This is a genomic window from Hymenobacter edaphi (assembly GCF_003258365.1).
GTDB classification, from domain to species: Bacteria; Bacteroidota; Bacteroidia; order Cytophagales; family Hymenobacteraceae; genus Solirubrum; species Solirubrum edaphi.
In genome coordinates, this window is sequence record NZ_QHKM01000001.1 from 566,950 (window position 1) to 591,623 (window position 24,674).

Genomic DNA, 24,674 nt, shown 5'->3' on the forward strand with positions numbered 1-24,674 from the left:
AAAGCCGGACTAAAGCCCGGCCTTTTCTGTTATTCGGCATGCCGAAGAAATTGCTTGCGCGCCCGGTTACTGGTCGATGCGGAAGCCCAGGCCGAACTGGATCAGCGCAGCTTCCTCCACCGAGTGCTGCACCGATACCGACAGGGCGAAGGTTTCATACACCGGCGCGATGTAGAAGCCGCCGCCGTAGCCGCGGTGCCAACCGCCCGGCGCGTCGCCCTTGTAGTACACTTGGCCCTGGTCGTAGAAGCCGAACACGCCGTAGTAGAAGGGCAGGATGGAGGTGTTGGCGTAGCCCAGCGAGAGGCGCAGCTCCGTGTTCAGGTACAAGGAAGCGTCGCCGGTGAAGCGGTTGCGCACGTAGCCGCGCAGGCTCTGGCGCTGGCCCAGCTGGGTGAACTTGTAGAACGGAATTTCGTCGTCGGGGCCGTAGTTTTTGCCGCCGCCGCCCTTCACGGCCAAGGTTACCGGGATGCCCAGGCGGGCGGTGGCCAGGTACTCGGCAAAGGCTTCGGTGAGGCCGAAAGTGCGCTGCTGCTGATTCAGCTGGTGCCAGGTGGTGTGCTCCCCGTACAGGCGCACGCCCTTGCGGGCGAAGAGCTTCCGGTCCCGGAAGTCCAGGTCGACCACGGCCTTGCCGCCGAGCAGGCGCTGGAAATCGGTGTTGGGCACCAGGTCGGAGGGCGTGGGCTGGGCTTTCAGCTGGCCGATGTAGCTGCCCGCGGAAAAGTCGCTCTGGTACTGCTCGTACACCGGACCGATGCGCACCAGGCTCTTGCCGCGGAAGGCCCGCTCGAAGAAGGCTTCGGTCTGGTAGCCGCGGTACCGGGCGCGGTAGAACCGGTCGTCATACAGGTCGTCGTTCTTGCCGGTATTGTTGCCCAGCCCGAAGAAGTTGTAGAAGGGGAAGAAGTTGCCGTAGGTGGCGCGGGCGCCGAAGTCCCACTTGCCGATGAGGTAGCGCCAGCGCACGTTGCCGGTCAGCTGCCGGTTGCCGCCGGTGGTGTACTGCGCGTCGATGCCGTAGCGGACGCGGTAATCGGGCTTGCGGAAGCCCTGCTTCACCCAGTCAAAGCCCGCGGCCAGGCCGAAGCCGTCGTTCTGGTTGTAAATCAGGCCGCCGCGCGGGGCGTAGCCGTCGTACTCGAAGGCGTCGCGGTCGTAGCGGTTGATGCCCAGGGTAGTGGCGCGGCGGTCGGCGGTGCCGGGGCCGGCTTTCAGCTCGGTATTGGGCACGTCGTACACCTCGGTGCGGCCGCCCGTGGCGTTGTCGGCCACCACGTCGCCGCCCTCGCCGCCGATAATGCGCACGCGGATGCTGTTCTTGCCCTCCCCGCTGACGTTGAACACGTCCTTGCCGTCGAGACCGTAGAGGCGGATGTCGCGGGTTTCACCCTTCACGAAGGTGCGGTCGAAGAAGGGCTGGCCCTTGGCCGCGCCGTCGTCGTTTTTCTTGCTGACCTGCACGCGCACGTTGCCGTCGGGCAGGCGCTGCACGGTGAAGACCTCCGCCTTGTTGGAACCCACCACGTCCACGTCGCGGGCCAGCATCAGGTAGTACTCGTCGATGGCCTGGGGTAGCTCCTGGATGCGGCTTTTCAGCTTGCGGTTGATGTCCTGGCCCGAAATGCCCTGGATTTCCTTGGGCAGCTGGGCCGTGGCCGAGTCGATGGCCGTGGGCGTGATGCGCCGCTGCAGGTACTGGCCGATCTGCTTCCAGTCTTCCCGCGTCAGGCTCTGGAGCAGGGCGCGGTCGAGGTGCCGGGCGGGCCAGTTCAGGCTTTCCAGGTCGTTGAACTTCAGCTGGAAATCCTCGATGCTGGGCACGGCCCACTCGCGGTTGGCAATCCAGGTCAGCGCCCCGTTCCAGAGCGTGAACGACTGGTCCCGGTCGCGGGGAATGGGCTGGAATACCGAGCCTTTGCCCTCCTTGTACTCGGCCCACTTCCAGTTGTCCTCGTGCTTGCCAAAGTCGGCCACCAGCATGTCGAAGGCGCGGGCGCGGCCCAGCTGCCGGGCGTCGACGCGGTTGTCGTGGTCCTTGTATAGCTGCCGGAACATGCTGAACGAGCGGCGCACGTTGTCGGCGCCGCCGAAGCCGGCAAGGTTGTCCTTTCGGTCCCAGGGGTCATCTTCCAGCGTGCCGAGCAGGCCGGCGTACCGCTCCCGGTAGGGGCCGAGCTGCTGGTTGTCGGGCAGCACGAACAGGCGCGGGCGGGCGTGCAGAATGTCGGTGCGGTCGAGCAGCGGGGAGATGACCAGGGCTGAGTAGGGGTGGGCCGTGGGCGTGATGTCGCGCAGAATGTCGGCCGCCACCGAGCCGCGCAGCTCCGGCGGCAGAATCTTGGTCACGTCCTTATCGACCGAGCGGAAGGTGTACTCCGAGGAGTCGGCCGCAACCATCTTCAGCGAGGTGGTCTGGCGTCCGCCACCGCGGCCGGTGGGGCGCAGCCCGCCTTTTTCGGTGTTCAGGTCGAGCACCGGCACGGCCACCGGCTGCGTCCACGACGTGCGGTACACCGGCCCCACCATCGTTTTCTGCAGGCCGTGGGCGCGGTACTGCGGGCCGGGCGTCACGGTAGCCGTGGGGCCGCTGGGGGCGTCGGGCTTGGGCGCGGCCACGCCTCTCGGGGCCGCGGGGCAGTCGGGCAGGAAGGCGTTGGTGGGCACGTCCTGGCTAGCGGGCAGGCAGGCCGACTGAAACAGCGTGGCCGCAAAGGCCTCCTTCACCGCGTCATTGCTCTCAAAGCGCAGCATCACCGTCTTCACCGTACCGTCGGGGTAGTAGTCGAGGCGGGTATAGCCGGCGTCGGCTTCGTTGTAGAGCGAGCGGGCGTTGCTGCCCACCGGCTCGGTGTGGGCAAACGAGCCGCTGACGAGGTGGTAGTTTTTCTCGAATGGCGTGAGCTGCAGGCTGAAGTCGTGGGCGGCGGCGTAGATGACGCCGGGATGCTCCTTCAGGGTGCTCAGCAGCGTTTTCTTGAACTCCTGGTAGCCCGGCGAAGCCATGTCGCGCGGGGTGCCCACGTTCTGCCGGTAAGCCGCGTTGATGGTACCAAAGACCGGTGGCGAAAGGTGGCGCTTCAGGGGCTGAAAGCCGCCGTAGGTGCCGTTGCTGAGGGCCGGCTGGTGGCCCACCAGCAGCACGTTGCGCCCCTTGGTATCGTCGATGACGTCCTGAATCTGCTCCCGAAACTCCTCCGTCGACATGGTCTTGCAGTCGGTATCGGGAGCTTCGGGCCGGTCGAAGGGGTGCGAAAACCAGGGCGTGTTCAGCGCTACCAGGCGCACCAGCGGGGCCACGTCCACGATTTCGGGGCCGGGGCAGCCGTTGCTCGGGATGAAGGCGTTCTGCCCGCCCAGCTGCTGCTCGATGTATTTTTCCAGCCGCCGCACGCTTTTCTGCCCGTCGCGGCCGGAGTTGTTCCAGTCCTTGTCGCCGGGCACGAAGTAGATGCGGCCGCCCGGCAGGCCTTTCACCAGTGCCAGCAGCGCGTTGGCCCGGCTTTCCAGCCCGGCGCGGGTGGTGTCCTGCTTGTCGGACAGGCCCGCGTTGCCCACGATGTCGCCCAGGTGGACGACGGTAAAGGGCGTGGTTTCCTGCTCCAGGGTGCGGCGCAGGGCTTTCAGGCGGGCCTCGGGTACCGGGCCGGCGGTGTTGCCGAGCAGGTACACGTGGTGGGCCGGTGGGGTTGATTGGGCATGGGCGGGCAACGCTGCCGGCAGCAACAGACCCGCGGCAAGCAGCGGGCGGTAGAAATAGCTCATTGGCAAGGAAGGTAGGACGGAAACCCGCCGGCTGCGGCACCGGCCGGGTATACCGTTATCCTACGCGAAAATCCCGTCCCGGGATTAAAGCAGGCTTAATCTGCCCGGGCCGGGTTAGTGCTCCGCCTGCGCCAGCAGCTGCTGCACCACCCGCGGCACGCCCACCGTAGCCGGCTCGGCCACCACCTGCACCCCGCGCCGCGAGGTGCCCGGCTGGCCCGGGTCGATAAGGTAGAGGGGCCGGCCGCTGGGCAGGTAGTGCAGCAGCCCGGCCGCCGGATACACCTGCAGCGACGTGCCCACCACCAGCATTACGTCGGCCGTGGCGCACTCTTCGGCCGCGCGCTCAATCAGCGGGACGGCCTCGCCGAACCACACGATGTTGGGCCGCAGCTGGTGGCCCCGCTCGCACACGTCGCCCATTTCGATGCGGTCTTGGTCGAGCGGGTACACCAGGTCTTCGTAGCGGGAGCTGCGGGCTTCGTTGAGCTTGCCGTGCAGATGGATGACGTGCCGGGAGCCGGCCCGCTCGTGCAGGTCGTCCACGTTCTGCGTGACGATGACCACCTCGTAGGCCTGTTCCAGCGCCACCAGGGCGCGGTGGCCGGCGTTGGGTTGGGCCTGCCGGGCGGCGGCGCGGCGCTGGTTGTAGAATTCCTGCACCAGCGCCGGGTTGCGGGCCCAGCCTTCGGGCGAGGCCACGTCCTCCACGCGGTGGTTTTCCCACAGGCCATCGGAAGCGCGGAAGGTAGCAATGCCGCTTTCGGCGGAAATACCGGCCCCGGTAAGCACAACGACTTTTTTCATAGCAGGCTATTCTACGAATACCGGAGAAAAAATGCAGGTAGACGCCTGTCTATCATATAGCACTACCTTCTACCCGCTCGGGTAGAAAGCAATAACAATCTGTTGCTCTGCTTCTACCCATAAGGTAGAAGCAGAGCAACAGATGAGCTATGTCTTCTACCATCCTGGGTAGAAGAGCAGACAAAATAACCTTGTGCTTCTACCTAAGCAAATGCGCGGTGGTGGACGCCGTTGGCCGCAGGTACGGCGGCCCTTTCGTTATTGCCAGCGCTTCAGCTGGTCGGCGCCGAATTCCCATTCGGGCGTGTCGAATACCCCGTTCGGGGCCGCCAGCCGAAACCAGGCGCCCAGTTGAGGCTCGGCCGTGTTGCGCAGCACGTGCAGGTCTTGGGCGGGCATGTAGCTCTGGGCCAGCAGGGCGTAGCGGGCGTGAGTACCGGGGTGTTCAGCCACGTCGAGCACCGTCACGGCGTGGCCGGGCGAACCGCCCTGCACGAACACGTCGCCGGGCTGGGCCTGAGCCAGCGGCACCGGCCGTAGCTCCCGGCTCAGCGACAGGGTGCCGGCGTAAGTGAAAATCACGTCGAGGTAGCGGCGCAGGGCGGCGTGCGTGGGCGTTTCGGCCTGGCGCGGGGCCGGCACCACGTCCTCGCCCTGCACCCGAAAGCCCTGGCCCGCCACCCAGTCGCCAAACCAGATGTCGTGGCCGCTGGTCAGGTGAAAGTGGATGCTGCGGAAGCTGCGGGTAAACTGATACTCGGCCCGCAGGCGAATGGCCGCGTCGGCGCACTGCTGCAGGTCGCGCGCGCCGGTATCGATGTCGATAACGGCCGCGTGTACCGTTTGCGGGTTCTTCAGCCGGCCGTCGTGCAGCCGCACGGCGGTGCCGCGGGGGCGCAGCGGCAGGCCGCCCAGCCATTCGCCGAAGGAGCCGGGGGGCGCGGCCACGCGCCGGCAGCCGGCCGGCGGCGCAAAGCGCGCCCGCAAGGCGGCCTGGGAGTTGTAGGGCCGGCTAAGCCAGTCGTAGCGCGGCGCGGCGGCCAGCGAACCTAGGATAATCAATCTGCTCATCATGTGCTCGTAGATAACCAGCAACGCGGTCCGGCCGCTTTTCTTGCGCCCGCCGGGCCGCCTGAGCTGCGTGGACAGCCAGCGAAACGAACGTTCTGCTCATCTAGCGTCCGTTTGCCGAACCGCAGAAAGGCGTAGCCAGGCATCTCTGCAAGCTCCCGTTACGGATTGCGTCGTACTTGCTCCACCGCATGCGGGCTCAACAAGCTTCGCTTAGAGGGAATAACAATCGTGAGCAGCCGCTCCTGCCCCTCAACTTTGGCGTAGATGTGCAGGCTGTCGTGGGTAAGCCAGTCGAATTTGAATCCGGTGGGATGATAGGGGCCGCCTTGCTGACTATCAAAGGTTCCCAGTTCTTTTTCGTACCCCATCCCGAACCACGGGTCATACTCCAGCAGTACAGCGGTACGGTCATGATCATCCCGGAAGCCCAGGTTCTGCACCTCTACCCGAATCGACAGGGCCGCTTGCCCGGGCACCTGAGCCGTCCACTGCCGGGGAGAACTGGCCAGGTAGAACAGGGCCCACAGGCCCAGGCCGACCACTAGAACGACAAGGCTGGCGACGGTTAGAGCGGAGCGCATGGGGAGGCTGGCGTTGGAAATGAGGGGGTACGCATTCAATACAGCGCGGCGAATAGCCCCACGAAGCAACAGAGGGGTTGTGGTCGGCTCAGCATTCTATATCGCGTGTTGGCAACATTCCACACGCTCTAATCGGCGGGGGCGCTCAATCCGCGTCGTCACCCGTGGGCTGGGGCTGACCCGGCACCGCTTGGTTCAGCCGCGCCTTGTGCTGCCGCCAGTCGGGCATAAACTGGTCCATCAGGCCCCAGAACCGGGCGTTGTGCAGCCGCTCGTGCAGGTGGGTCAGCTCGTGGACCAGCACGTAGTCCAGGCATTTCGGCGGCTTTTTGATCAGCTCCAGGCTCAGCCAGATGCGGCGGGCGCGGGTGTTGCAGGTGCCCCAGCGGGTGCGCATCTGCTTCACGCCCCAGGCCGCGGCCCGGGCGCCCACCACCGGCTCCCAGCGGGCCAGCAGGGCCGGCAGCTGCTCTTTCAGCCGGGCGCGGTACCAGCGGGCCAGCACCTGCTGCCGCTCGGCGGGCGTGCTGGCGGCCGGGGCATAAAGCTCCAGCAACCCGGTTTCCGGCAGCTCCACCCGGGGGCGGCCCTCCGTGGCGTGTACCCGCAGCTGGTGGGGGCGGCCCTGGTAGTAGTGCGTTTCGCCGGTGCTGTAGGTTAGCTCGGCTGGCGGCGCCTGGGTGGCAAAGCGCGCCCGGTGCTTCTCGATCCAGGCCCGCCGGGCCTCGATGAACGCGTGAATGTTGGCCTCGGGCAGGCGCAGCGGCGCGGCCACGCGCACCCGGCCGTGGGGCGGGTACACCGTCACGCGCAGGGTGCGAATGGCCTTGCGCACCAGCTCCACTTCCAGCCCGGCAATCTGTACGGTCTTGCTCATTGCTATTGCTGCGGGCTGCGGCCGGGTTCGAAACACCTCCACCGGCTTCGTTTCCTGCTTCAGCGCCCGGCCGCAGCCCGCAAAAGTACGCCACGCAAAAGCCCCGCCGACGAGCTTGCGTCAGCGGGGCTTGCGAGATGAAAGCCGGACCGGCTACTTGGTCGTTTTCTTGGCCGTGCCGGTTGCTTTTTTGGCCGCCGGCTTTTTGGCGGCGCCCTCGGTTTTCTTGGCTGCCGCTTTGGTCGTCGTCTTGGGGGCCTTGGCGGCGCCGTCGGCGGCCGGGGCCGCTTTCTTGGCCCCGAAGCGGCCCTTGGCGGGCTTGTCCGGGGTGGCGTCGGCCAGCTCGATGCAGCGCGCCAGCGTCAGCTCCCGGGGCTCCTCGCCCTTGGGAATCTTCACGTTCTTGCCCGCCGCCACGATGTAGGGCCCGTACTTGCCGTTGACCACCTGCACGTCGGCGCGGCCTTCGCTTTCAAAGCTCTTGATAACCTTCTCGGCTTCCTGCTTGCGCTTGGCGTTGATCAGCTCCACGGCTTCCTCGGCCGTCACGGTGTGCGGGTCCTGGCCCTTGGCCAGGGAGTAGAACTTGCCGTCGTGGCGGATGTAAGGACCGAAGCGGCCCACGGCGGCGGTCATGTCGGCCTCCTCGTACTGGCCCACGTTGCGCGGCAGCTTAAACAGCTCCAGCGCGTCTTCCAGCGTCAGGCTTTCGATGAACTGGCCTTTGCGCAGGTTGGCGTAGGCGGGCTTCTTGGTTTTGTCCTCGTCGATTTCGCCCAGCTGCACGTAGGGCCCGAAGCGGCCCAGCTTGGCGTAGATTTTCTCGCCGGTTTCGGGGTGCAGGCCCACTTCGCGGGTGGTGCCCACGTCGGCGCGCTCCACTTCCTTGCCGCGCTCCACCGTTTCGTGGAAGGTGCCGTAGAAGGCCGCAATCATTTCCTCCCAGCTTTCCAGCCCGTCGGCAATGCGGTCAAACTCGTCCTCCACCTTGGCCGTGAACTGGAAGTCCACAATCACCGGGAAGTGCTCCACCAGGAAGTCGTTCACCACCATGGCCGTGTCCGTGGGAAACAGCTTGGCCTTGTCGGCCCCGTAGGTTTCGGTCTTCACCTCGGTCTGCACCTCGCCGCCGTTCAGCGTGAGCACGTGAAACTTGCGTTCCTTGCCCTCGCGCGAGTCTTTTTCCACGTAGCCGCGCTTCTGAATGGTACTGATGGTCGGGGCGTAGGTCGACGGGCGGCCGATGCCCATCTCCTCCATCTTTTTCACCAGCGAGGCTTCGGTGTAGCGCGCCGCCGGCGTGGCGTAGCGCTCCGTAGCCGTCAGGCGCTGCAGCGGCAGCGGCTGCCCCACCGCCAGCGGCGGCAGCCCCCGCGAAAACGACGACTCGCCGTCCGTGGCCTCGTCCTCGTCCTTGCTCTCGGTGTAGGCCTTCAGAAAGCCCTCGAACGTAATGACCTCGCCCGTGGCCGTCAGGCGGGTGTCGGGCTGGGTGCTGATGCCAATGGTAGCCGTGGTCCGCTCGATCTGCGCGTCGGCCATCTGCGAGGCCAGGGCGCGCTTGCGGATCAAATCGTACAGGCGCTGCTCGGCCGAGTCCTCGCCGGCCTTAATCAAGGAGAAGTCCGTCGGGCGGATGGCTTCGTGAGCCTCCTGGGCCGAAGCGGCCTTGGTTTTGTACTGGCGGGTGTGGGCGTACTCCGGGCCGTAGCTGCGTTCAATCTCGTGCTTGGCGCCGGTCAGCGCCTCCTGCGAGAGGTTCACCGAGTCCGTCCGCATGTAGCTGATCTTGCCGGCTTCGTAGAGGCGCTGGGCCACGCTCATGGTCTGCGCCACCGAGAAGCTCAGCTTGCGCGAGGCCTCCTGCTGCAGCGTGGAGGTGGTGAAGGGCGGGGCGGGGGAGCGTTTGCCCGGCTTCTTTTCTAAGGTGTCGATGGTGTAGGCCGCGCCCACGCAGCGGGCCAGGAAGTTCTCGGCTTCCTCGCGGGTGGGCAGGCGGCGCGGCAGCTCGGCTTCGAGCACGGCGCCGTTGCCGGCGTCGAAGCGGGCCACCACGCGGTAGGCCGACGAGGTCTTGAACTGGCTGATTTCCCGCTCCCGGTCCACCACTAAGCGCACGGCCACCGACTGCACGCGGCCGGCCGAAAGGCCGGTCTTCACCTTTTTCCAGAGCACCGGGCTGAGCTCGAAGCCCACGAGGCGGTCGAGCACGCGGCGGGCCTGCTGGGCATTTACCAGGTTCAGGTCGATTTCGCGGGGCGAATCGATGGCGTTCAGGATGGCATTCTTGGTGATTTCGCGGAACACGATGCGCCGCGTCTTCTCGTTGGTCAGGTCCAGCGTTTCGGCCAGGTGCCAGCTGATGGCTTCGCCTTCGCGGTCATCGTCACTGGCCAGCCACACGGTTTCGGCTTCCTTGGCCAGCTTCTTCAGCTGGGCAATGACCTCGCGCTTGTCGGGCGACACCACGTAGGTCGGTTTGAAGCCGTTCTTAATATCAATGGCGTTGTTGTCCTTGGGCAGGTCGCGGACGTGGCCGAAGCTGGACTTGACGATAAAGTCTTTGCCCAGGTAGCCTTCTATGGTCTTCGCCTTAGCGGGCGACTCCACGATGACAAGATTCTTGACCATACAATGAGGGGGTAGTATCGGTAGGCGCTAAGCGTCGGTTTGGGGAAAAAACGGAAACAAAAAGCGCGGCGCGGCGTTGAAGTTGGCCGCAAAGATGAACGAATAATCCATTGGGCCGCCTCGCGTCGCCGGTTGGCTCCTAGCAACGCGCCGGATTCGCGCCGAGTTTCGCCCCCGTGAAAGTATTGCCGGTCAGCACCCTTGCGAAGTCATATTTGACCCGCCCCGAACACAAAAGAATATATAGTAGCGCGCAACCGATACGGTTTGCTACTTTTGCCGATACCGCCTGCCATGCCCGGCCGGCTTCCCCACGCCCTCACTGCGCTTCCTCGCGCCCTGCATTCCGCACATATGGCCACCGGTAAGACCAGCAAACCTGCTACGACGCCTACGCCCTCCGACGCTAACCTGCCCGATACGCCTGCCACCGGACCCGTTACCCGCAACGGCACCGGCATGCTGGCGCGCACTACGTCGGACCTGACGCGCAAACGCGGCGTGGCCCGCGGCGGCGCCAACGACTCGGCCGATCCGGACTACGTCAACGAGCAGCTCAACCGGGTGCTCTACGCGCTGGACGCCTTTAAGAAGGGCGACATTTCGGTGCGCCTGACCAAGCAGAACGACGACATCTTCGCCGAAATAGCCGAAGCATACAACTCCATGGTGGAGATGATCGGCGGGGTGGGCGGCGAGGTGTCGCGCATCTCCAAGGTGGCCGGGGTGGAGGGCAACCTGAAAGCCCGCGCCTCCGGCGAAAACGCGACGGGCTTCTGGCGGGACATGATCAACAACATCAACGGCCTGGTGGACTCCATCGCCGTGCCGGTGTTGGAAGTGGGCAAGGTGCTGAAGAACATCAGCCGCGGTAACCTGGACGAGTCGTTCCAGATTCCGGTGTCGGGCGACTTCAAGCTGATGGCCGAAACCATCAACAAGACGATTGACAACCTGAACGTCTTCGCCAGCGAAGTAACCCGCGTGGCGCAGGAAGTGGGCACCGAGGGCAAGCTCGGCGGCCAGGCGTCGGTGCCGAACGTGGGCGGGGTGTGGAAGGATCTGACGGACAACGTGAACACGATGGCCTCGAACCTGACCTCGCAGATGCGCGACATTGCCAACGTGGCCACCGCGGTGGCCCGCGGCGACTTGTCGCAGAAAATCACGGTGAACGTGAAGGGCGAGCTGCTGCAGCTCAAGGAGAACATGAACCAGATGGTGGACTCGCTGAACCTGTTTGCCGGCGAGGTAACCCGCGTGGCGCAGGATGTGGGCACCGAAGGCAAGCTCGGCGGCCAGGCCGTGGTGCCCGGCGTGGGCGGCGTGTGGAAGGAGCTGACCGACAACGTGAACTACATGGCTTCGAACCTCACGAGCCAGATGCGGGACATTGCCAACGTGGCCACGGCCGTAGCCAAAGGCGACTTGTCGCAGAAAATCACGGTGGACGTGAAGGGCGAGCTGCTGCAGCTGAAGCAGAACATGAACCAGATGGTGGACTCGCTGAACCTGTTTGCCGGCGAGGTAACCCGCGTGGCGCAGGAAGTGGGCACCGAAGGCAAGCTCGGTGGCCAGGCCGTGGTGCCCGGCGTGGGCGGGGTATGGAAGGATCTGACGGACAACGTGAACACGATGGCCTCGAACCTGACCTCGCAGGTACGCGACATTGCCAACGTGGCCACGGCCGTAGCCAAAGGCGACTTGTCGCAGAAAATCACGGTGGACGTGAAGGGCGAGCTGCTGCAGCTCAAGCAGAACCTCAACCAGATGGTGGACTCGCTGAACCTGTTTGCCGGCGAAGTAACCCGCGTGGCATTGGAAGTGGGTACCGAGGGCAAGCTCGGCGGCCAGGCCGTGGTGCCCGGCGTGGGCGGCACCTGGAAGGACCTGACCGACAACGTAAACAACATGGCCTCGAACCTGACCCTGCAGGTGCGAGACATTGCCAACGTGGCCACCGCCGTAGCCCGCGGCGACTTGTCGCAGAAGATGACGGTGAACGTGAAGGGCGAAATCCTGGAGCTCAAGAACATCTTGAACCAGATGGTGGACTCCTTGAACATCTTCGGCGACGAAGTAACCCGCGTGGCCCGCGAAGTGGGCACCGAGGGCAAGCTGGGCGGTCAGGCCGTGGTGCCGCGGGTAGGGGGCACCTGGAAGGAGCTGACGGACAACGTGAACACGATGGCCTCGAACCTGACCTCGCAGGTGCGCGACATTGCCAACGTGGCCACGGCCGTAGCCAAAGGGGACCTGACGCAGAAAGTAACCGTCGATGTAAAGGGCGAGCTGCTGGAGCTGAAGAACAACCTCAACCAGATGGTGGACTCGCTCAACATCTTCGCCGGCGAAGTAACCCGCGTGGCAAGGGAAGTGGGCACCGAGGGTATCTTGGGTGGCCAGGCCAACGTGCCGAACGTGGGCGGGGTGTGGAAGGACCTGACGGACAACGTAAACAACATGGCCTCGAACCTGACCCTGCAGGTGCGAGACATTGCCAACGTGGCCACCGCCGTAGCCCGCGGCGACTTGTCGCAGAAAATCACGGTGAACGTAAAGGGCGAGCTGCTGCAGTTGAAGGAAAACCTCAACCAGATGGTGGACTCCTTGAACACCTTCGGCGACGAAGTAACCCGCGTGGCCCGCGAAGTGGGCACCGAAGGGAAACTGGGCGGCCAGGCCAACGTGCCGAACGTGCGCGGCACCTGGAAGGAGCTGACCGACAACGTAAACACGATGGCCGCCTCGCTGACCTCGCAGGTACGCGACATTGCCAACGTGGCCACGGCCGTAGCCAAAGGCGACCTGACCCAGAAGGTATCGGTGGATGTGCGCGGCGAAATGCTGGAGCTGAAGAACATCCTCAACCAGATGGTGGACTCGCTCAACGTGTTTGCCGGCGAAGTAACCCGCGTGGCACAGGAAGTAGGTACCGAAGGCCGCCTCGGCGGCCAAGCCAACGTGCCGAACGTGTCGGGCGTGTGGAAGGACTTGACCGACAACGTAAACCGCATGGCCGCCAACCTTACCACGCAGGTGCGGGGTATTGTGAAGGTAGTAACTGGCGTATCGCAGGGTGACCTTACCCAGAAGCTGACGCTGGAAGCCCGCGGCGAGGTGGCCGACCTGGCCGACACCATCAACCGCATGGTGGACGACCTGAACCGCCTGGCGCAGGAAGTGTCGCGCGTGGCCCGCGTGGCCGGGGTGGAAGGCAAGCTGACCGAGCGTGCCATGGTAACCGGCGTATCGGGCTCGTGGAAAGACATCGTGGATACGCTCAACGACCTGATCGAGTCCATTGCCTCGCCGGTACTGGAAGTGTCGCGCGTGGTGCGGGCCCTTTCGGAAGGCGACCTGACCCAGCGCGTGGAAGTACCCACCGCCGGCGACATCTACGCCATGGCCATGGCCCTGAACACCGCCGTGGACTCGCTCAACGAGCTGCTGGCGGAAATCAACGAGTCGTCGCTGGTAGTAGGAGCCTCGTCGGAGGAAATGGCGCAGAAAGGTCTGGAGATGAGCCGCGTCACGGTCGACGTGTCCTTGGCCATGCAGCAGATGGCTGAGGGTGCCCAGAACCAGGCTATGAAGACCGACCAGGCCTTCAAGCTGATCGAGGAAATCATGACGGCCACCAAGGAAACGGCCAACAAAGCCGACGTGGTAAACAAAGCCGCCATCCTCGGGGAGCAAACCTCGCAGCTCGGTCTGAAAACCGTGGCCGAGGTGGTAAAGAACATGGAAGAAATTTCCAGCGCTTCGGCCGGTACCGCCCGCACCATCGACGTACTGTCGGTCCGCTCGCAGGACATCAGTAAGTCGCTGGGCGTAATCACCGACATTGCCGCCCAGACCAACCTGCTGGCCCTGAACGCCGCCATCGAAGCCGCCCGCGCCGGGGAAGCCGGTCGGGGTTTCGCGGTGGTAGCCGAGGAAATCCGCAAGCTGGCCGAAGGCTCCCGCAAATCCGCCAACGAAATCAACACGCTGGTGGAAGACGTGAAAAAGGACACCGCTTCGGCCGCCGCGGCTATTTCGACCATGGAAGGTCGAGTACTGAAAGGGAAGAACGCCACGTTCGAGGCCTCTTCGGCCTTTAAGAACATTGCCACCAGCTCGGGCGAAATCCTGCGCACCTCCCGCGACATTCTCACGGCCACCGAGATTCAGAAAACCTCGATTGGCGACGTGGTGAAGTACGTGGAAGAAGTGGTTGCCATTGCCGAGCAAACGGCGTCGGGTACCCAGCAGGTAGCCTCCACGGCCAAGCAGCTCAGCTCGTCGATGGCCGAGCTGACCGCGTCGAGCCAGAAGCTGACCGACATTGCCGACGACCTGCAGGTGGGCCTCTCGGCCTTCCAGCTGATGGACTACATGGCCGAGGATGCCTACTACGAGCCCGAGCCCGTGCGGCCCGCCCGCCCGGCGCGTCGGCAGCCCGTAGCGCAGCAGCCCGAGGCACCGGCCCAGCGTCCAGTAGGCCGCATGGCCGCCCGGCAGGCCGCTTCGGCGGCGCCGTCCGCAGCACCCGCCGCGCCGCCGCGCCGTCCGGCTCCGGCCCAGCGTCCCGCTGCCGGCGGTACGGCCAACGGCGCGCCCACCAGCGCCGCCCCGGCCCGCCCGATGCCAACGCGCAAGCCGGCGGCCAGCGCGGCCGAGCCCACCGAACCGACTATGCCCACGCCCCGCAAGGCGCCGGTACGGCGGGCCGCGGCCCCCGAGGCCAAAAACGGCAAGCCGGTCGACAACCAGCGCCCGGATAACGCCGCCAAAGCCCCGACGCCTAAGCAACGCAAGAAATAACACGGTCTGAGTGCCGCCCGCCGGGGCCTTATCCGCTCCGGCCGGGCTGTCCGTTTCGCCCTAATCCACCCCGTGCATGCCTGATAGTCAAGCGGCCGCCGACAAAAAAGCCTCCAAGCCCGACGTGCCCGTGCAACTCATCGTGTTCCGCCTTGCCGGCGAAGAATACGGGATTCGCATCGAGCAGGTAAAGGAGGTCACGCTCACTCCCGAAATTGCGCGCATGCCCAAAACGCCGCGTTTCGTGAAGGGCATTGCCAACCTGCGCGGCGACATCATTGCCATCATCGACTTGGAGGAGCGGTTCCGGCTGCGCAACTCCAGCAACGAGCCGGTAACGGGCGTGACCTACACCATGGCCCTCGAGGCCAAGGACTACACCATCGGCATCATCGTGCGCGAGGTGCCGCAGCCCCTGTCGCTGCCGGCAGCCAGCATCGAAAAGGCTCCGGAGTTTATCCAGGACCTGAACATCAACGACAAATACATCGAGGGCATCGCCCGGGTGGAAAACCGCATCATCATCGTGCTGGACATGCTCAAGCTGCTCACGCCCGAGGAAATCATGCAGCTCAAGCCCAAATCCACATCTTCCGCCGCTGCCGAGCGTAGATAGGCCCGGTAACTCTGCCACTTCCTCGCTCACTCCCTAGACCGAACTCTTATGAAAAACCGCATCCTCATCGTAGACGACTCGTTCTACATGCGCACGATGCTGAAAAATATGCTCACCGACGCCGGTTACGACGTGGTGGGTGAGGCCGCAAACGGCCAGCAGGCCCGCGACTTAGCCAGCGAAACCAAGCCCGACCTGATTACCCTCGACGTCATCCTGCCCGACAACACCGGCCTGGAAGTGCTCAAGGATATCCGCCAGGAGCTGCCGGACGTGAAAATCGTCATGTGCTCGGCCGTAGGCCAGGAGGTTATCGTTAACGAAGCCCTGGAAAGCGGCGCTTCGGCCTACATCGTGAAGCCGTTCTCCGAAGACAAGGTGCTCGAAATCGTGGGCGGCGCGCTGCAGGACAGCGGCGCTTCGGCCTAATCCCCGCTTCCGGCAGCGCCGCGGCCGCCTAACCGCGGCGCCCGGCTTGTTTTCGGCTTCTGTTACGTTTCGCTTTGTTTAATACCCCGGTACTGCCCGCTCCCCTGACCATCCTGCTTGGCGACCTGCCAGGCTTGATGCGCTTGGCGTTGTCCAAGCTGCTGCGGACCGACGCGAGCGTGCAGATTGTGGGCAGCACCGCCGGTCCCGACGACCTGATTGCCCAGGCCCGCCGCCTGCGGCCCGACCTGATCATCACCGGTGAGCAGCCCGCCGCCAGCATGAAGCGGCTGGCGCAGTTTCACCGCGGCCCCGTACTGCTCTACGCCGGCTACACGCTGCCCTCCGCCACGCTGCGCGAAGCCTCGCAGTGGGGAGTATACGACCACATCGGCCCCCTGCCGGCGCCCACCGACCCGGACTACGGCTTTGTGCGCCGCGACCTGCTGCGCAAGGTGCATCAGTCGCGGGCGGTGGCCACGGCGGCCCTGCAACGGCTAAGCGTGAGCAGCGGCTCGGTGGCCTACGGAATGGCCGGCCACGTGCTGAGCACCACTCCGCGCGGCGTCGTCGTAATCGGCGGCTCAACGGGGGGGGCGGCGGCGGTGGAAACCCTGGTGCGCGGGCTGCAGCCGGGGCTGCGCTGGGCGGTGGTGGTGGCCGTACATCTGCCGGCCGCTTTCACGGCGTCGCTGCTGGAGCGGGTGCGCCGGGCGGCGTCGCTGCCGGTGGTGGAAGGCCGCGCCGGACTGCGCCTGCAGGCCGGACAGATTGTGGTGGTGCCGGGCGGCTCGAACTGGGCCGTGCGCGGCGAAGCCGGTCAGTCCGTGTGGCTGCAGCAGGCCAACGAGCCCGTTGCCGGCCTCGACGAACCCAACATTGACCTGCTGATGATTTCGGCGGCCCGGGCCGCCGGTGCCCGCACCCTGGGCGTGGTGCTGACCGGGCTGGGCTGCGACGGCACCGCCGGAGCCGCCATGATCCGGCACTTCGGCGGCACGGTGCTGGCCCAGAGCGAGCAGTCGGCCGCTGTATTTGCCATGCCCAAGGCCGTCATTCAGGGCGGGCACGCTTCGGCCGTGCTGGCGCTGGAAGACATGGCCCGCTTTATCAACGGCCACGTGCAGCCGCTGCGGCCCGCCGCACCGGTGCGCGTGGCCCCCGCTATCCGTTCGTACTCCCGATGAAGTCACGCGAGCAGGAATACCGGGAGTTGTTTATGGCCGAGGCCCTGGAGGCCTACGACGCCATGAGCCAGCACATGTCGGTGCTGGAAAAGCGGCCGGGCGACGAGGGCGCACTCAACGAAGTGTTCCGCCTGCTCCACAACCTGAAGGCCAACGCCCGCGCCATGGGCCACGACGCCATCGGGGAAGTGGCCCACCGCATGGAAACCATCTTCGGGCAGATCCGCAGCAAGGAGCGGCCCTTCGCCGGCTCGATGGTGCCCGTGCTCTTCAGCGGCATCGACGTGCTGGGCGGCATGATCCGGGCCGTGGGTGCCAACCTGCCGCTGACCGAAAACGTCCCGCTCGTTGAGAACCTGGACCGCGTTATCGAGGGCGAGGAGCCGGTGCTGGTGGACGACGAATCGGGCACCGAGGAGGATGCTACCCGCAAGCTGGAGCTGTCGGACCTGGTCTACATCCCGATCAAGAAGCTCGACCACCTGCTCAACCTCGTCGGGGAGTTGATTATCGACCGGGACCGGGTGCTGACGCTGGCCCAGGAAATCGGCGACACCACGCTGCAGAGCGTGACGGCCCACCTCAGCCGCCTGGCCGACGACCTGCAGTACTCGGTAATGGACGCCCGCCTGGTGGGCGTGGGCACGCTGTTCAACAAGTTCCCCCGGGTGGTGCGCGACGTGGCCACCGCCGAGCAGAAGCAAGTGGAGCTGACCATCAGCGGGCAGGACATTCAGATCGACCGCAACATCCTGCAGATCATCACCGATTCGCTGCTGCACCTGGTGCGCAACGCCATCGGCCACGGCATCGAAACGCCGCAGGAGCGCCTGAAGGCGGGCAAGCCGGAAGTCGGGCAACTCACGCTGTCGGCCCAGACCGACCGCGACAACGTGCTGATCCGCATCAGCGACGACGGCCGCGGCGTGGATGCGGAGCGCGTGCGCCGCAAGGCCGTGGAGCGCGGGCTGCTCTCGCGCGAGGCGGCGGCCCGCCTCAACGAAGCGGAGGTCCACAACCTGCTCTTCGAAGCGGGCTTTTCGACGGCCGAGCAAGTAACCGAAATTTCGGGCCGTGGCGTGGGCCTCGACGTGGTAAAGCTGGCCATCGATTCGCTCGGCGGGCAGCTGCGCGTGGACTCCCGGCTGGGCCAGGGCACCACCTTTACGCTGGTGCTGCCCACCTCCATTGCCGTGAAGGGCGCCCTGCTCTTCGAACTGGACGGCCACCCGTACGCCCTGCCGCTGATGCACACCGACTCGGTGGTGTCGTTGCGGCCCGAGAAGCTGCACGTGGTGGGCGGCACGCTGCTGGCCAAGGTGCTGGCCGAGAACATTCCGGTGGTGCGCCTGGCCGACCTGCTGGCCGACAACGACGACGCGCTGCCGCCGGCCAACCGCGCCGCACTGCTGGGCCCCCAGGACATCATCATCACCAATTACAACGGCCGCAAGTTAGGCCTGATTGTCGACCGGTTTCTGCGCCAGCAGGATATCGTCATCAAACCCGTCAGCCAGCCGCTCGATATGATCGATCTGTTTGGCGGTGTTACCTTGCTCGGCAGCGGGCAGGTGTGCCTGGTACTCGATGTGCCGGCTATTACGCGCCTGTTCTTATCCCGCCGCCCATGAAATTCGTACTGCCAACCCCCCAGGGTCGCCGCCGCGTTGCCGCCGCCGGCCTGCTTTTAACCTAAGCCACCCGTATGGACCTGCTCATGAATGATCTGGAACGGGATATTATCCGCGAAATCCTGAATATTGGATTGGCGCGGGCCGCCGACTCGTTTGCAGCCATTGCCCAGGAACGGGTGCTGCTGGAAGTGCCCAGCCTGGAGCTGGTGCGTGCCGGCGACATTCTCAAGCTCATCAGCAGCTACCAAAGCAGCCACGTGGCCATTCAGTCCGACATCAAGGGCGACTTCAACGGCACCACGCTGATGTTCTTCTCCGGCCAGCACGTGCAGCGCCTCTCCAAGGTGTGCCTGCGCATGGACGTAAGCGACGACCTGCAGATCAACGAAATGCAGGAGTCCTTGCTGCTGGAAATCAGCAACATCATCACCGGTGCCCTGGTTACGCAGCTGGCCAACATCCTGAAGGCCAAGATCTACGGGGCCCCGCCGCGCGCCGCCACCCACGGCAACCTGGCCCACTCGCTCGACAGCCTGCTGGAAACGCACCCGAAGATGCAGCCGCTGATTTTCTCGGTTATCACGCAGTTCTCCGACCAGAACAGCAACGTGGAGCTGCCGCTGATGCTCTTCTTCGACCGCGAAACCTTCGACAAGATTCTGACCATCATCCGCACCTACGACCTGCCCGGCAACGGCCTGCCCGCCTAGCCCCCGGCCGGGTGCCCGGAAACCGTGAAATGTCGTCTGTCATCCTGAGCATAGCGAAGGACCTTACCACGTCTGAACAATAGTCGTCACCACGATATGTTCACGCTTGATAAGGTCCTTCCTTCGTCAGGACGACAGACGACTTCTAATTCTGCCTGACCTTTCGAACCGCTTTTCAGTTCGTTTCTCCTCCGACTTCATTCTCCCTTTCTTCATGCACGACCCGATTGTACTTGCGCTGCAGCAGAAAATAGCCAATTTCGACCCCAACGCCGTCGGTGACACGTCCGGCGGCCTGTTCGGCCTGCCCTTCACCCCCGAGGAAGCCCAGGTGGTGGTGGTGCCCGTGCCGTGGGAAGTGACCGTGTCGTACCGCGCCGGCACGGCCCAGGGCCCGGCGGCTATTGCCGAGGCTTCGGCTCAGGTCGACCTCTACGACCCGGACCTGCCCGACGCCTGGAAGCTGGGCCTGGCCATGGAGGCGGTGGACGAAAAGTGGGAGGCCGAAAGCCGGGAGCTGCGCGAGCTGGCCGAAGGCTACATCGGCTGGCTGGAAGACGGCCAGCCCGCCGAATCGGCCAAGAAATTTGCCAACGTGACGGGCAAAGTCACCGAGCGGGGCGAGGCGCTGCTGAAGTGGCTCAAGGCCAAAACCGGCGCCTACCTCGACGCGGGCAAGGCCGTGGTGGTGCTCGGCGGTGACCACAGCACGCCGCTGGGCTACCTGCACGCGCTGGCCGCGCGCCACGAGGAATTCGGCATTCTGCAGATCGACGCGCACTGCGACCTGCGCGTGGCCTACGAGGGTTTCCAGTACTCGCACGCCAGTATTATGTACAACGCGCTGCAGCTGCCGCAGGTGAAGAAGCTGGTGCAGGTGGGCATCCGCGACCTGTGCCAGCAGGAGGCCGACGTCATTGCTCAGTCGGGCGGGCGCGTGGTGATGTTCCACCACCGCTTTCTGCGCGAGGGCATGTACGAGAAGAAGTCGTGGAAAAAGCAGTGCGGCAAAATCATTGCCCAGCTGCCCCAGAAGGTGTATTTGAGCTTCGACATCGACGGGCTGGACCCCAAGCTGTGCCCCGGCACCGGCACCCCGGTGCCCGGCGGGCTGGAGTTCGAGGAGGCGCTGTACCTGATCCGGGCCGTGGTGCGCTCGGGCCGCCAGATCATCGGCTGCGACCTGAACGAAGTGGCCCCCGGCGACACCGACTGGAACGGCAACGTGGGCGCCCGCCTGCTCTACCAGATGGCCAACTGGATGGCCGTGTCGCAGGGCCGGCTCACGGCCAACGGGGTCACGGAAGCCTAAGCGCAGCCAAGCATAGACTTTTGCGTATAGTTGCCCGTCGGTTCACTGCTGAGCCGGCGGGCTTCTTTTTTCTCCTCCTTCCAAACCCTTCCCTGTATGGGCTTCATTCTGAAATTCATCCTCAGCGCCATCCTGGCCTACGTGCTGACGAAGGTGCTGCCCGGCGCCCACCTCGGCGGCTTCACCGACGCGCTGCTGCTGGTGCTGGTGCTCGGCATCCTGAACGCGGTGGTCAAGCCGATTCTGAAAATCCTGGGCTTTCCCATCACCGTGCTCACGCTGGGCCTGTTCCTGCTCGTTATCAATGCCGTCATCGTGCTGCTGGCCGACTGGCTGCTGCCCGGCTTCAAGGTCGACGGCTTTTTCTACGCCCTCATCTTCAGCATCGTGCTGACCTTGGTAACGTCGGTGGTCGACATGATTGTCGACTAAGCCGCGGGCGGAACCGAAACCAAAAAGCCCGGCGCCGTGGAGGTGCCGGGCTTTTTTTGTGCGCCGCCGATAGGCTACGGCTGCAAGGCCAGGCGCCGCTGGCGCCAGCGCCGAATCAGCCAGAACAGCACGCCGCCGACCAGCAGCAGCGGCCAGAGCGACACCAACCCGATGCACAGCCCGGTGACCAGCTGCCAGCCGTCGTAAAAGGCCTCGACCACGCGGCTGCCGAAGGAAATAACCGGCGCGTCGGGCGCGGGCAGGGCCAAGGGCTGGTAGAGCTTCAGGGTGATGGTGGAGTAGGCTACCTGGTCGCTGAGGGCCTTGAAGCGGCTTTCCGCCGACTCGATTTCCTCGCGCACCTGCCCGATTTTGGCCTCGATTTCCAGCACCTCGCTCACCTTTTTGGCCTGGCTCAGCAGCCCGATGTAGCGCTGCTCCAGGGCGCGCTTGGTGCGCAGGCGGGCCGCCACGTCGGCGTGCTCGGCCGTCACGTCCTCCGAGGTCAGGGCCTTGCGCTCCACGGTACCGAGGGTGGACAGGCCCGCGAGCAAAGTGGTAAACCGCTCGGGCCGCACGCGGATGGTCATTTCCTGCCGCCACGCGTCGTCGGAGCGGGTTTGGGCGGCGGAGCCCACCCAGCTGCCGCTACGCCGCACGATGCTGTCGACACGAGCCGCCGCGCGGGGCAGGTTGCGGACTTTGATGTCGACGTCGGCCTTGTAGATCAGCTGCCGGGCCGTGGGGCTGACGGGCACGGCGACCGGGCCGCTGTTGCCGTCGGCCAGGGCATCGGCCTGCTCTGCTTCGGCGGCCCCGGCAACCGCCGCGTATTCCACGGCCGGGGCCTCCAGCATCACGGCCTGATCGGCTACGGCGGGCGCCGCTTCCTTATCGTTGCTGCAAGCGCCCAGCAACAACCCCAACCCCACCAGAATTCCAAGTAGTTTATGCATGGCAATACATGGGTTTAGATGAATGTGGACGGATAACGACGGGCGGCTAATTTCCTTTTGCGGCAGGGCTTGGGGCAACCAAAAAGCCCCGCCGGTGGGGGCGGGGCTTTGGTTGTGCAGCGGTCTTCGGCGCCTTAGCCGACGCGCTTGATTTGCGCACCCAGGGCCTGCAGGCGGCCTTCGATGTTCTGGTAGCCGCGGTCAATCTGCTCGATGTTGAGAATCGTGCTCTTGCCCTCGGCCGAGAGGGCGGCAATCAGCAGGGCCACGCCGGCGCGGATGTCGGGCGAGGTCATGGTGATGCCGCGCAGGGCGTGGTGCTTGTCGAGGCCGATGACGATGGCGCGGTGCGGGTCGCAGAGGGTAATCTGCGCGCCCATGTCGATGAGCTTGTCGACGAAGAACAGGCGCGACTCAAACATCTTCTGGTGGACCAGCACGGTGCCCTTGGCCTGGGTGGCCACCACCAGCACGATGCTCAGCAGGTCGGGCGTGAAGCCGGGCCAGGTGTGGTCCGACACGGTCAGGATGGAGCCGTCGAGGTAGGTGGCAATTTCGTAGCGGTCCTGGGCCGGCACGAAGATGTCGTCGCCGCGGAATTCCAGTTTGATGCCCAGCTTGCGGAAAGTGTCCGGAATCAACCCCAGCTCGGGGATGGAGCAGTCCTTGATGGTAATTTCGGAACCCGTCATGGCCGCGAGGCCAATGAAAGAGCCGATTTCAATCATGTCGGGCAGCATGCGGTGCTCGGTGCCGCCGAGGGTTTTCACGCCCTCGATGACCAGCAGGTTGGAGCCGATGCCCTGGACGTTGGCGCCCATGCGCACCATCATCTTGCAGAGCTGCTGCAGGTACGGCTCGCAGGCCGCGTTGTAGATGGTGGTGGTGCCTTCGGCCAGCACGGCGCCCATCACGATGTTGGCCGTGCCCGTCACCGAGGCTTCGTCCAGCAGCATGTACGCGCCGCGCAGCCCGTTGGGGGCCGACATGCGGTAGAACTCCGGGCCTTCCACTTTCAGGTCGGCGCCCAGCTTCTGCAGGCCCCAGAAGTGGGTGTCCAGCGGCCGGCGCCCGATTTTGTCGCCGCCGGGCTTGGGCAGCTGGCACTTGCCGAAGCGGGCCAGCATCGGGCCCAGAATCATCACCGAGCCGCGCAGCTCGCGCGCCTGCTTCACAAACTCGGGCGTGTCGAGGTAGTCGAGGTTGACGTCGTCGGCCTGGAAGCGGTAAGTGTCGGCCGAGAGGCGCTCCACCTTCACGCCCATGCTGCCGAGCAGCTCGATGAGCTTGTTGACGTCGCGGATGTCCGGAATGTTGGAGATGGTGACGGGCTCCGCGGTCAGGAGCACGGCACAGAGGATTTGCAGGGCCTCGTTTTTGGCCCCTTGCGGCACGATGTTGCCGCGCAGCGGTTTCCCGCCGATTACTTCAAAAGCTGCTGCCATTCTAGGTTGCGTGCCGCGCTACTACTGCGGCGGTTGTTGCTGTTCACGGCCTCCTTTTTTGCCCCGGCGCTTGTCGCGGCGCTCCTGCTTGCCCCCGCCGCGGCGCTGCTCGCGCTCCTGGCGGGGCTGCGGCACCACGAAAGCACCCTGGCTGGCGCGGCTGCCGCCGCCCTGGCTGGCCGAGCCGGTCATGGTGTCGAAGCCGCCGGCCGCATCCACCTGGGCCTGGTCGAGCTGCAATTTGCCGCCCGACAGGTCTTTCAGGTGACGGATGATGGTCACGTCCTTGGGAATGTCCTTGCTGTGCATGCGGTGCAGGAACTTCATCACCCGCCCGATGCTGATGGCGGCCTGCTCGCGGGCCGTGGCGTCGTCGAGAGCCGCGGCTTTGGCTACCAGCTCCTCCACGTTTTTGCCGTAGGGGCGCAGCTTGGGGCCCTTGGTGGGGTAGCTGAGGCGCTCCGGCTTGTTGTTGAACTGCTCGAGGCCGGTGAGCGGGAAGGGAGCATCCACCTCCAGCTGGTTGCCGGTCATGGCGTAGAGGTGGTTCCAGAGCTTGTGCTGGTAGTCCTGCTGCTCCCGCACGCCGGGATTCAGGCGGAACATAAGCTGCACAATCTGGTGGGCGCGCTTGGTGCGCTCGGCGCGGTCGTCCAGCGTGAGCAGCGTCTGGGCCAGCTGGTAAGTGTTCTGGCCGTATTCGCGCACCAGCAGTTGGAGCTGCGGGGGGAGGGTATCAATCATTGCTTGGTCAGGAAAGGAATTCGGCGGCGCGGATTCTTGCATCCGGACAGGAGGGAAGGCCAGCCGAGGGTGCCGAGCAGGTAATGGCTCGACGGTTTGAAGCGCTAAATATACGGCAGTTGGGCGGACCTCACCCCCCGGCCCCCTCTCCTTAGGGAGAGGGGGAGCCACGGCGGCGCGGAATTGCTTGCTCAACGACTATTTAGCTGTTCGCGGATACGTTGCAGGACGGTTTCGGTTTGGGTCAGTACTTCGTTGTTTGGGAAGCGGATAACCTGAAAACCGCGTTTCTCCAACTCGATGGTGCGGTTCTGGTCGTATTCCGCTTGGTTGGGTTCGTTGTGAACTTCGCCATCTACTTCCACAACCAGCCAAGCGGTCAAGCAAACGAAATCAACAATGAACGAGCCGATAGCGTGCTGACGGCGAAACCGAAGGCCCAACTGCCCACCACGTAGAGCTTGCCACAAGTGGTTTTCTGCCTTGGTAGAGGTGTGCCGATGCTGCTGCGCAAGTCCTTTTAGAATACGCCACCGATTTACATCGGTCGTAAAAACGTGCTCCTGCGTTGATAAAAAATGATTCTGCTCTTCCATAACAGAAAGTAGCAGGAAACCAGCAGTATTCAGTGTCAAACCTAACAGAAACATAGAACGCTCCCC

General features: G+C 64.8%; 18 protein-coding genes. 8 read left to right on the forward strand and 10 right to left on the reverse strand.

Translation table 11 applies throughout. The features are described from left to right. Positions 1-66: 66 nt before the first annotated feature. The 6 genes from DLM85_RS02205 to topA form a co-directional block, all read right to left on the reverse strand. Positions 67-3,768, reverse strand: coding sequence for a BamA/TamA family outer membrane protein (locus DLM85_RS02205; protein ID WP_111476426.1), 3,702 nt, complete (start codon positions 3,766-3,768; stop codon positions 67-69). Between the two features lie 114 nt (positions 3,769-3,882). After that, positions 3,883-4,575 (reverse strand): SIR2 family NAD-dependent protein deacylase, encoded by a 693-nt coding sequence (locus DLM85_RS02210; protein ID WP_111476427.1) that lies wholly within the window; start codon positions 4,573-4,575, stop codon positions 3,883-3,885. A gap of 258 nt (positions 4,576-4,833) precedes the next feature. Then, complete coding sequence (locus DLM85_RS02215; RefSeq protein WP_111476428.1) at positions 4,834-5,649, reverse strand: DUF4846 domain-containing protein; 816 nt, start codon at positions 5,647-5,649, stop codon at positions 4,834-4,836. 158 nt (positions 5,650-5,807) lie between these two features. After that, entirely contained in the window at positions 5,808-6,230 is a 423-nt protein-coding gene (locus tag DLM85_RS02220) for a hypothetical protein (protein WP_111476429.1), read from the reverse strand. Positions 6,231-6,375: 145 nt separating this feature from the next. After that, complete coding sequence (locus tag DLM85_RS02225) at positions 6,376-7,107, reverse strand: M48 family metallopeptidase (RefSeq protein ID WP_111476430.1); 732 nt, start codon at positions 7,105-7,107, stop codon at positions 6,376-6,378. A 153-nt stretch (positions 7,108-7,260) separates the two neighbouring features. Further along, positions 7,261-9,738: a type I DNA topoisomerase gene (gene topA / locus DLM85_RS02230; RefSeq protein ID WP_111476431.1), complete on the reverse strand. Its 2,478-nt coding sequence runs from the start codon at positions 9,736-9,738 to the stop codon at positions 7,261-7,263. Between the two features lie 354 nt (positions 9,739-10,092). Between topA and DLM85_RS02235 the strand changes: the two genes are divergently transcribed. From DLM85_RS02235 to DLM85_RS02270, 8 genes are all read left to right on the forward strand, one after another. Further along, positions 10,093-14,547: a methyl-accepting chemotaxis protein gene (locus DLM85_RS02235; RefSeq protein WP_243635847.1), complete on the forward strand. Its 4,455-nt coding sequence runs from the start codon at positions 10,093-10,095 to the stop codon at positions 14,545-14,547. Positions 14,548-14,623: 76 nt separating this feature from the next. After that, complete coding sequence (locus DLM85_RS02240) at positions 14,624-15,163, forward strand: chemotaxis protein CheW (protein ID WP_111476432.1); 540 nt, start codon at positions 14,624-14,626, stop codon at positions 15,161-15,163. A 48-nt stretch (positions 15,164-15,211) separates the two neighbouring features. Further along, positions 15,212-15,592 (forward strand): response regulator, encoded by a 381-nt coding sequence (locus tag DLM85_RS02245; RefSeq protein ID WP_111476433.1) that lies wholly within the window; start codon positions 15,212-15,214, stop codon positions 15,590-15,592. Between the two features lie 74 nt (positions 15,593-15,666). Beyond that, positions 15,667-16,779 (forward strand): chemotaxis protein CheB, encoded by a 1,113-nt coding sequence (locus tag DLM85_RS02250; protein WP_111476434.1) that lies wholly within the window; start codon positions 15,667-15,669, stop codon positions 16,777-16,779. Beyond that, a complete protein-coding gene (locus DLM85_RS02255) occupies positions 16,776-18,410 on the forward strand; it encodes a chemotaxis protein CheA (protein ID WP_111476435.1) in 1,635 nt (544 codons plus the stop codon). Before DLM85_RS02250 ends, DLM85_RS02255 begins: the two co-directional genes overlap by 4 nt. A 74-nt stretch (positions 18,411-18,484) precedes the next feature. Then, on the forward strand, positions 18,485-19,123 hold the full coding sequence (locus DLM85_RS02260) for a chemotaxis protein CheC (RefSeq protein ID WP_243635848.1): 639 nt from the start codon (positions 18,485-18,487) through the stop codon (positions 19,121-19,123). A gap of 214 nt (positions 19,124-19,337) precedes the next feature. Continuing rightward, the gene (gene speB, locus DLM85_RS02265; protein ID WP_111476436.1) at positions 19,338-20,435 is read left to right on the forward strand and encodes an agmatinase; all 1,098 of its coding nucleotides are present in this window, start codon (positions 19,338-19,340) and stop codon (positions 20,433-20,435) included. A gap of 96 nt (positions 20,436-20,531) precedes the next feature. Continuing rightward, the gene (locus DLM85_RS02270; RefSeq protein ID WP_111476437.1) at positions 20,532-20,867 is read left to right on the forward strand and encodes a phage holin family protein; all 336 of its coding nucleotides are present in this window, start codon (positions 20,532-20,534) and stop codon (positions 20,865-20,867) included. A 74-nt stretch (positions 20,868-20,941) separates the two neighbouring features. Here the strand turns inward: DLM85_RS02270 and DLM85_RS02275 are convergent, their stop codons facing one another. The 4 genes from DLM85_RS02275 to DLM85_RS02290 all read right to left on the reverse strand — a co-directional run bounded on the left by DLM85_RS02275 (position 20,942) and on the right by DLM85_RS02290 (position 24,608). After that, positions 20,942-21,823 (reverse strand): DUF4349 domain-containing protein, encoded by an 882-nt coding sequence (locus tag DLM85_RS02275; RefSeq protein WP_111476438.1) that lies wholly within the window; start codon positions 21,821-21,823, stop codon positions 20,942-20,944. Between the two features lie 134 nt (positions 21,824-21,957). Next, positions 21,958-23,268, reverse strand: coding sequence for a UDP-N-acetylglucosamine 1-carboxyvinyltransferase (murA, locus tag DLM85_RS02280; protein WP_111476439.1), 1,311 nt, complete (start codon positions 23,266-23,268; stop codon positions 21,958-21,960). 21 nt (positions 23,269-23,289) lie between these two features. Then, entirely contained in the window at positions 23,290-24,012 is a 723-nt protein-coding gene (locus DLM85_RS02285) for a DUF4290 domain-containing protein (RefSeq protein ID WP_165821978.1), read from the reverse strand. Positions 24,013-24,203: 191 nt separating this feature from the next. After that, positions 24,204-24,608 carry an endonuclease domain-containing protein gene (locus DLM85_RS02290; protein WP_111476441.1) on the reverse strand — a complete coding sequence of 135 codons (405 nt, stop codon included), beginning with the start codon at positions 24,606-24,608 and terminating at the stop codon, positions 24,204-24,206. Between the last annotated feature and the right edge of the window lie 66 nt (positions 24,609-24,674).

What these genes read in the sequence shown, in the direction of transcription:
- DLM85_RS02205 (WP_111476426.1), bottom strand. Translation starts at nt 3,768, where the DNA reads ATGAGCTATTTCTACCGCCCGCTGCTTGCCGCGGGTCTGTTGCTGCCG.
- DLM85_RS02210 (WP_111476427.1), bottom strand. Translation starts at nt 4,575, where the DNA reads ATGAAAAAAGTCGTTGTGCTTACCGGGGCCGGTATTTCCGCCGAAAGC.
- DLM85_RS02215 (WP_111476428.1), bottom strand. Translation starts at nt 5,649, where the DNA reads ATGATGAGCAGATTGATTATCCTAGGTTCGCTGGCCGCCGCGCCGCGC.
- DLM85_RS02220 (WP_111476429.1), bottom strand. Translation starts at nt 6,230, where the DNA reads ATGCGCTCCGCTCTAACCGTCGCCAGCCTTGTCGTTCTAGTGGTCGGC.
- DLM85_RS02225 (WP_111476430.1), bottom strand. Translation starts at nt 7,107, where the DNA reads ATGAGCAAGACCGTACAGATTGCCGGGCTGGAAGTGGAGCTGGTGCGC.
- topA (WP_111476431.1), bottom strand. Translation starts at nt 9,738, where the DNA reads ATGGTCAAGAATCTTGTCATCGTGGAGTCGCCCGCTAAGGCGAAGACC.
- DLM85_RS02235 (WP_243635847.1), top strand. Translation starts at nt 10,093, where the DNA reads ATGGCCACCGGTAAGACCAGCAAACCTGCTACGACGCCTACGCCCTCC.
- DLM85_RS02240 (WP_111476432.1), top strand. Translation starts at nt 14,624, where the DNA reads ATGCCTGATAGTCAAGCGGCCGCCGACAAAAAAGCCTCCAAGCCCGAC.
- DLM85_RS02245 (WP_111476433.1), top strand. Translation starts at nt 15,212, where the DNA reads ATGAAAAACCGCATCCTCATCGTAGACGACTCGTTCTACATGCGCACG.
- DLM85_RS02255 (WP_111476435.1), top strand. Translation starts at nt 16,776, where the DNA reads ATGAAGTCACGCGAGCAGGAATACCGGGAGTTGTTTATGGCCGAGGCC.
- DLM85_RS02260 (WP_243635848.1), top strand. Translation starts at nt 18,485, where the DNA reads ATGGACCTGCTCATGAATGATCTGGAACGGGATATTATCCGCGAAATC.
- speB (WP_111476436.1), top strand. Translation starts at nt 19,338, where the DNA reads ATGCACGACCCGATTGTACTTGCGCTGCAGCAGAAAATAGCCAATTTC.
- DLM85_RS02270 (WP_111476437.1), top strand. Translation starts at nt 20,532, where the DNA reads ATGGGCTTCATTCTGAAATTCATCCTCAGCGCCATCCTGGCCTACGTG.
- DLM85_RS02275 (WP_111476438.1), bottom strand. Translation starts at nt 21,823, where the DNA reads ATGCATAAACTACTTGGAATTCTGGTGGGGTTGGGGTTGTTGCTGGGC.
- murA (WP_111476439.1), bottom strand. Translation starts at nt 23,268, where the DNA reads ATGGCAGCAGCTTTTGAAGTAATCGGCGGGAAACCGCTGCGCGGCAAC.
- DLM85_RS02285 (WP_165821978.1), bottom strand. Translation starts at nt 24,012, where the DNA reads ATGATTGATACCCTCCCCCCGCAGCTCCAACTGCTGGTGCGCGAATAC.
- DLM85_RS02290 (WP_111476441.1), bottom strand. Translation starts at nt 24,608, where the DNA reads ATGGAAGAGCAGAATCATTTTTTATCAACGCAGGAGCACGTTTTTACG.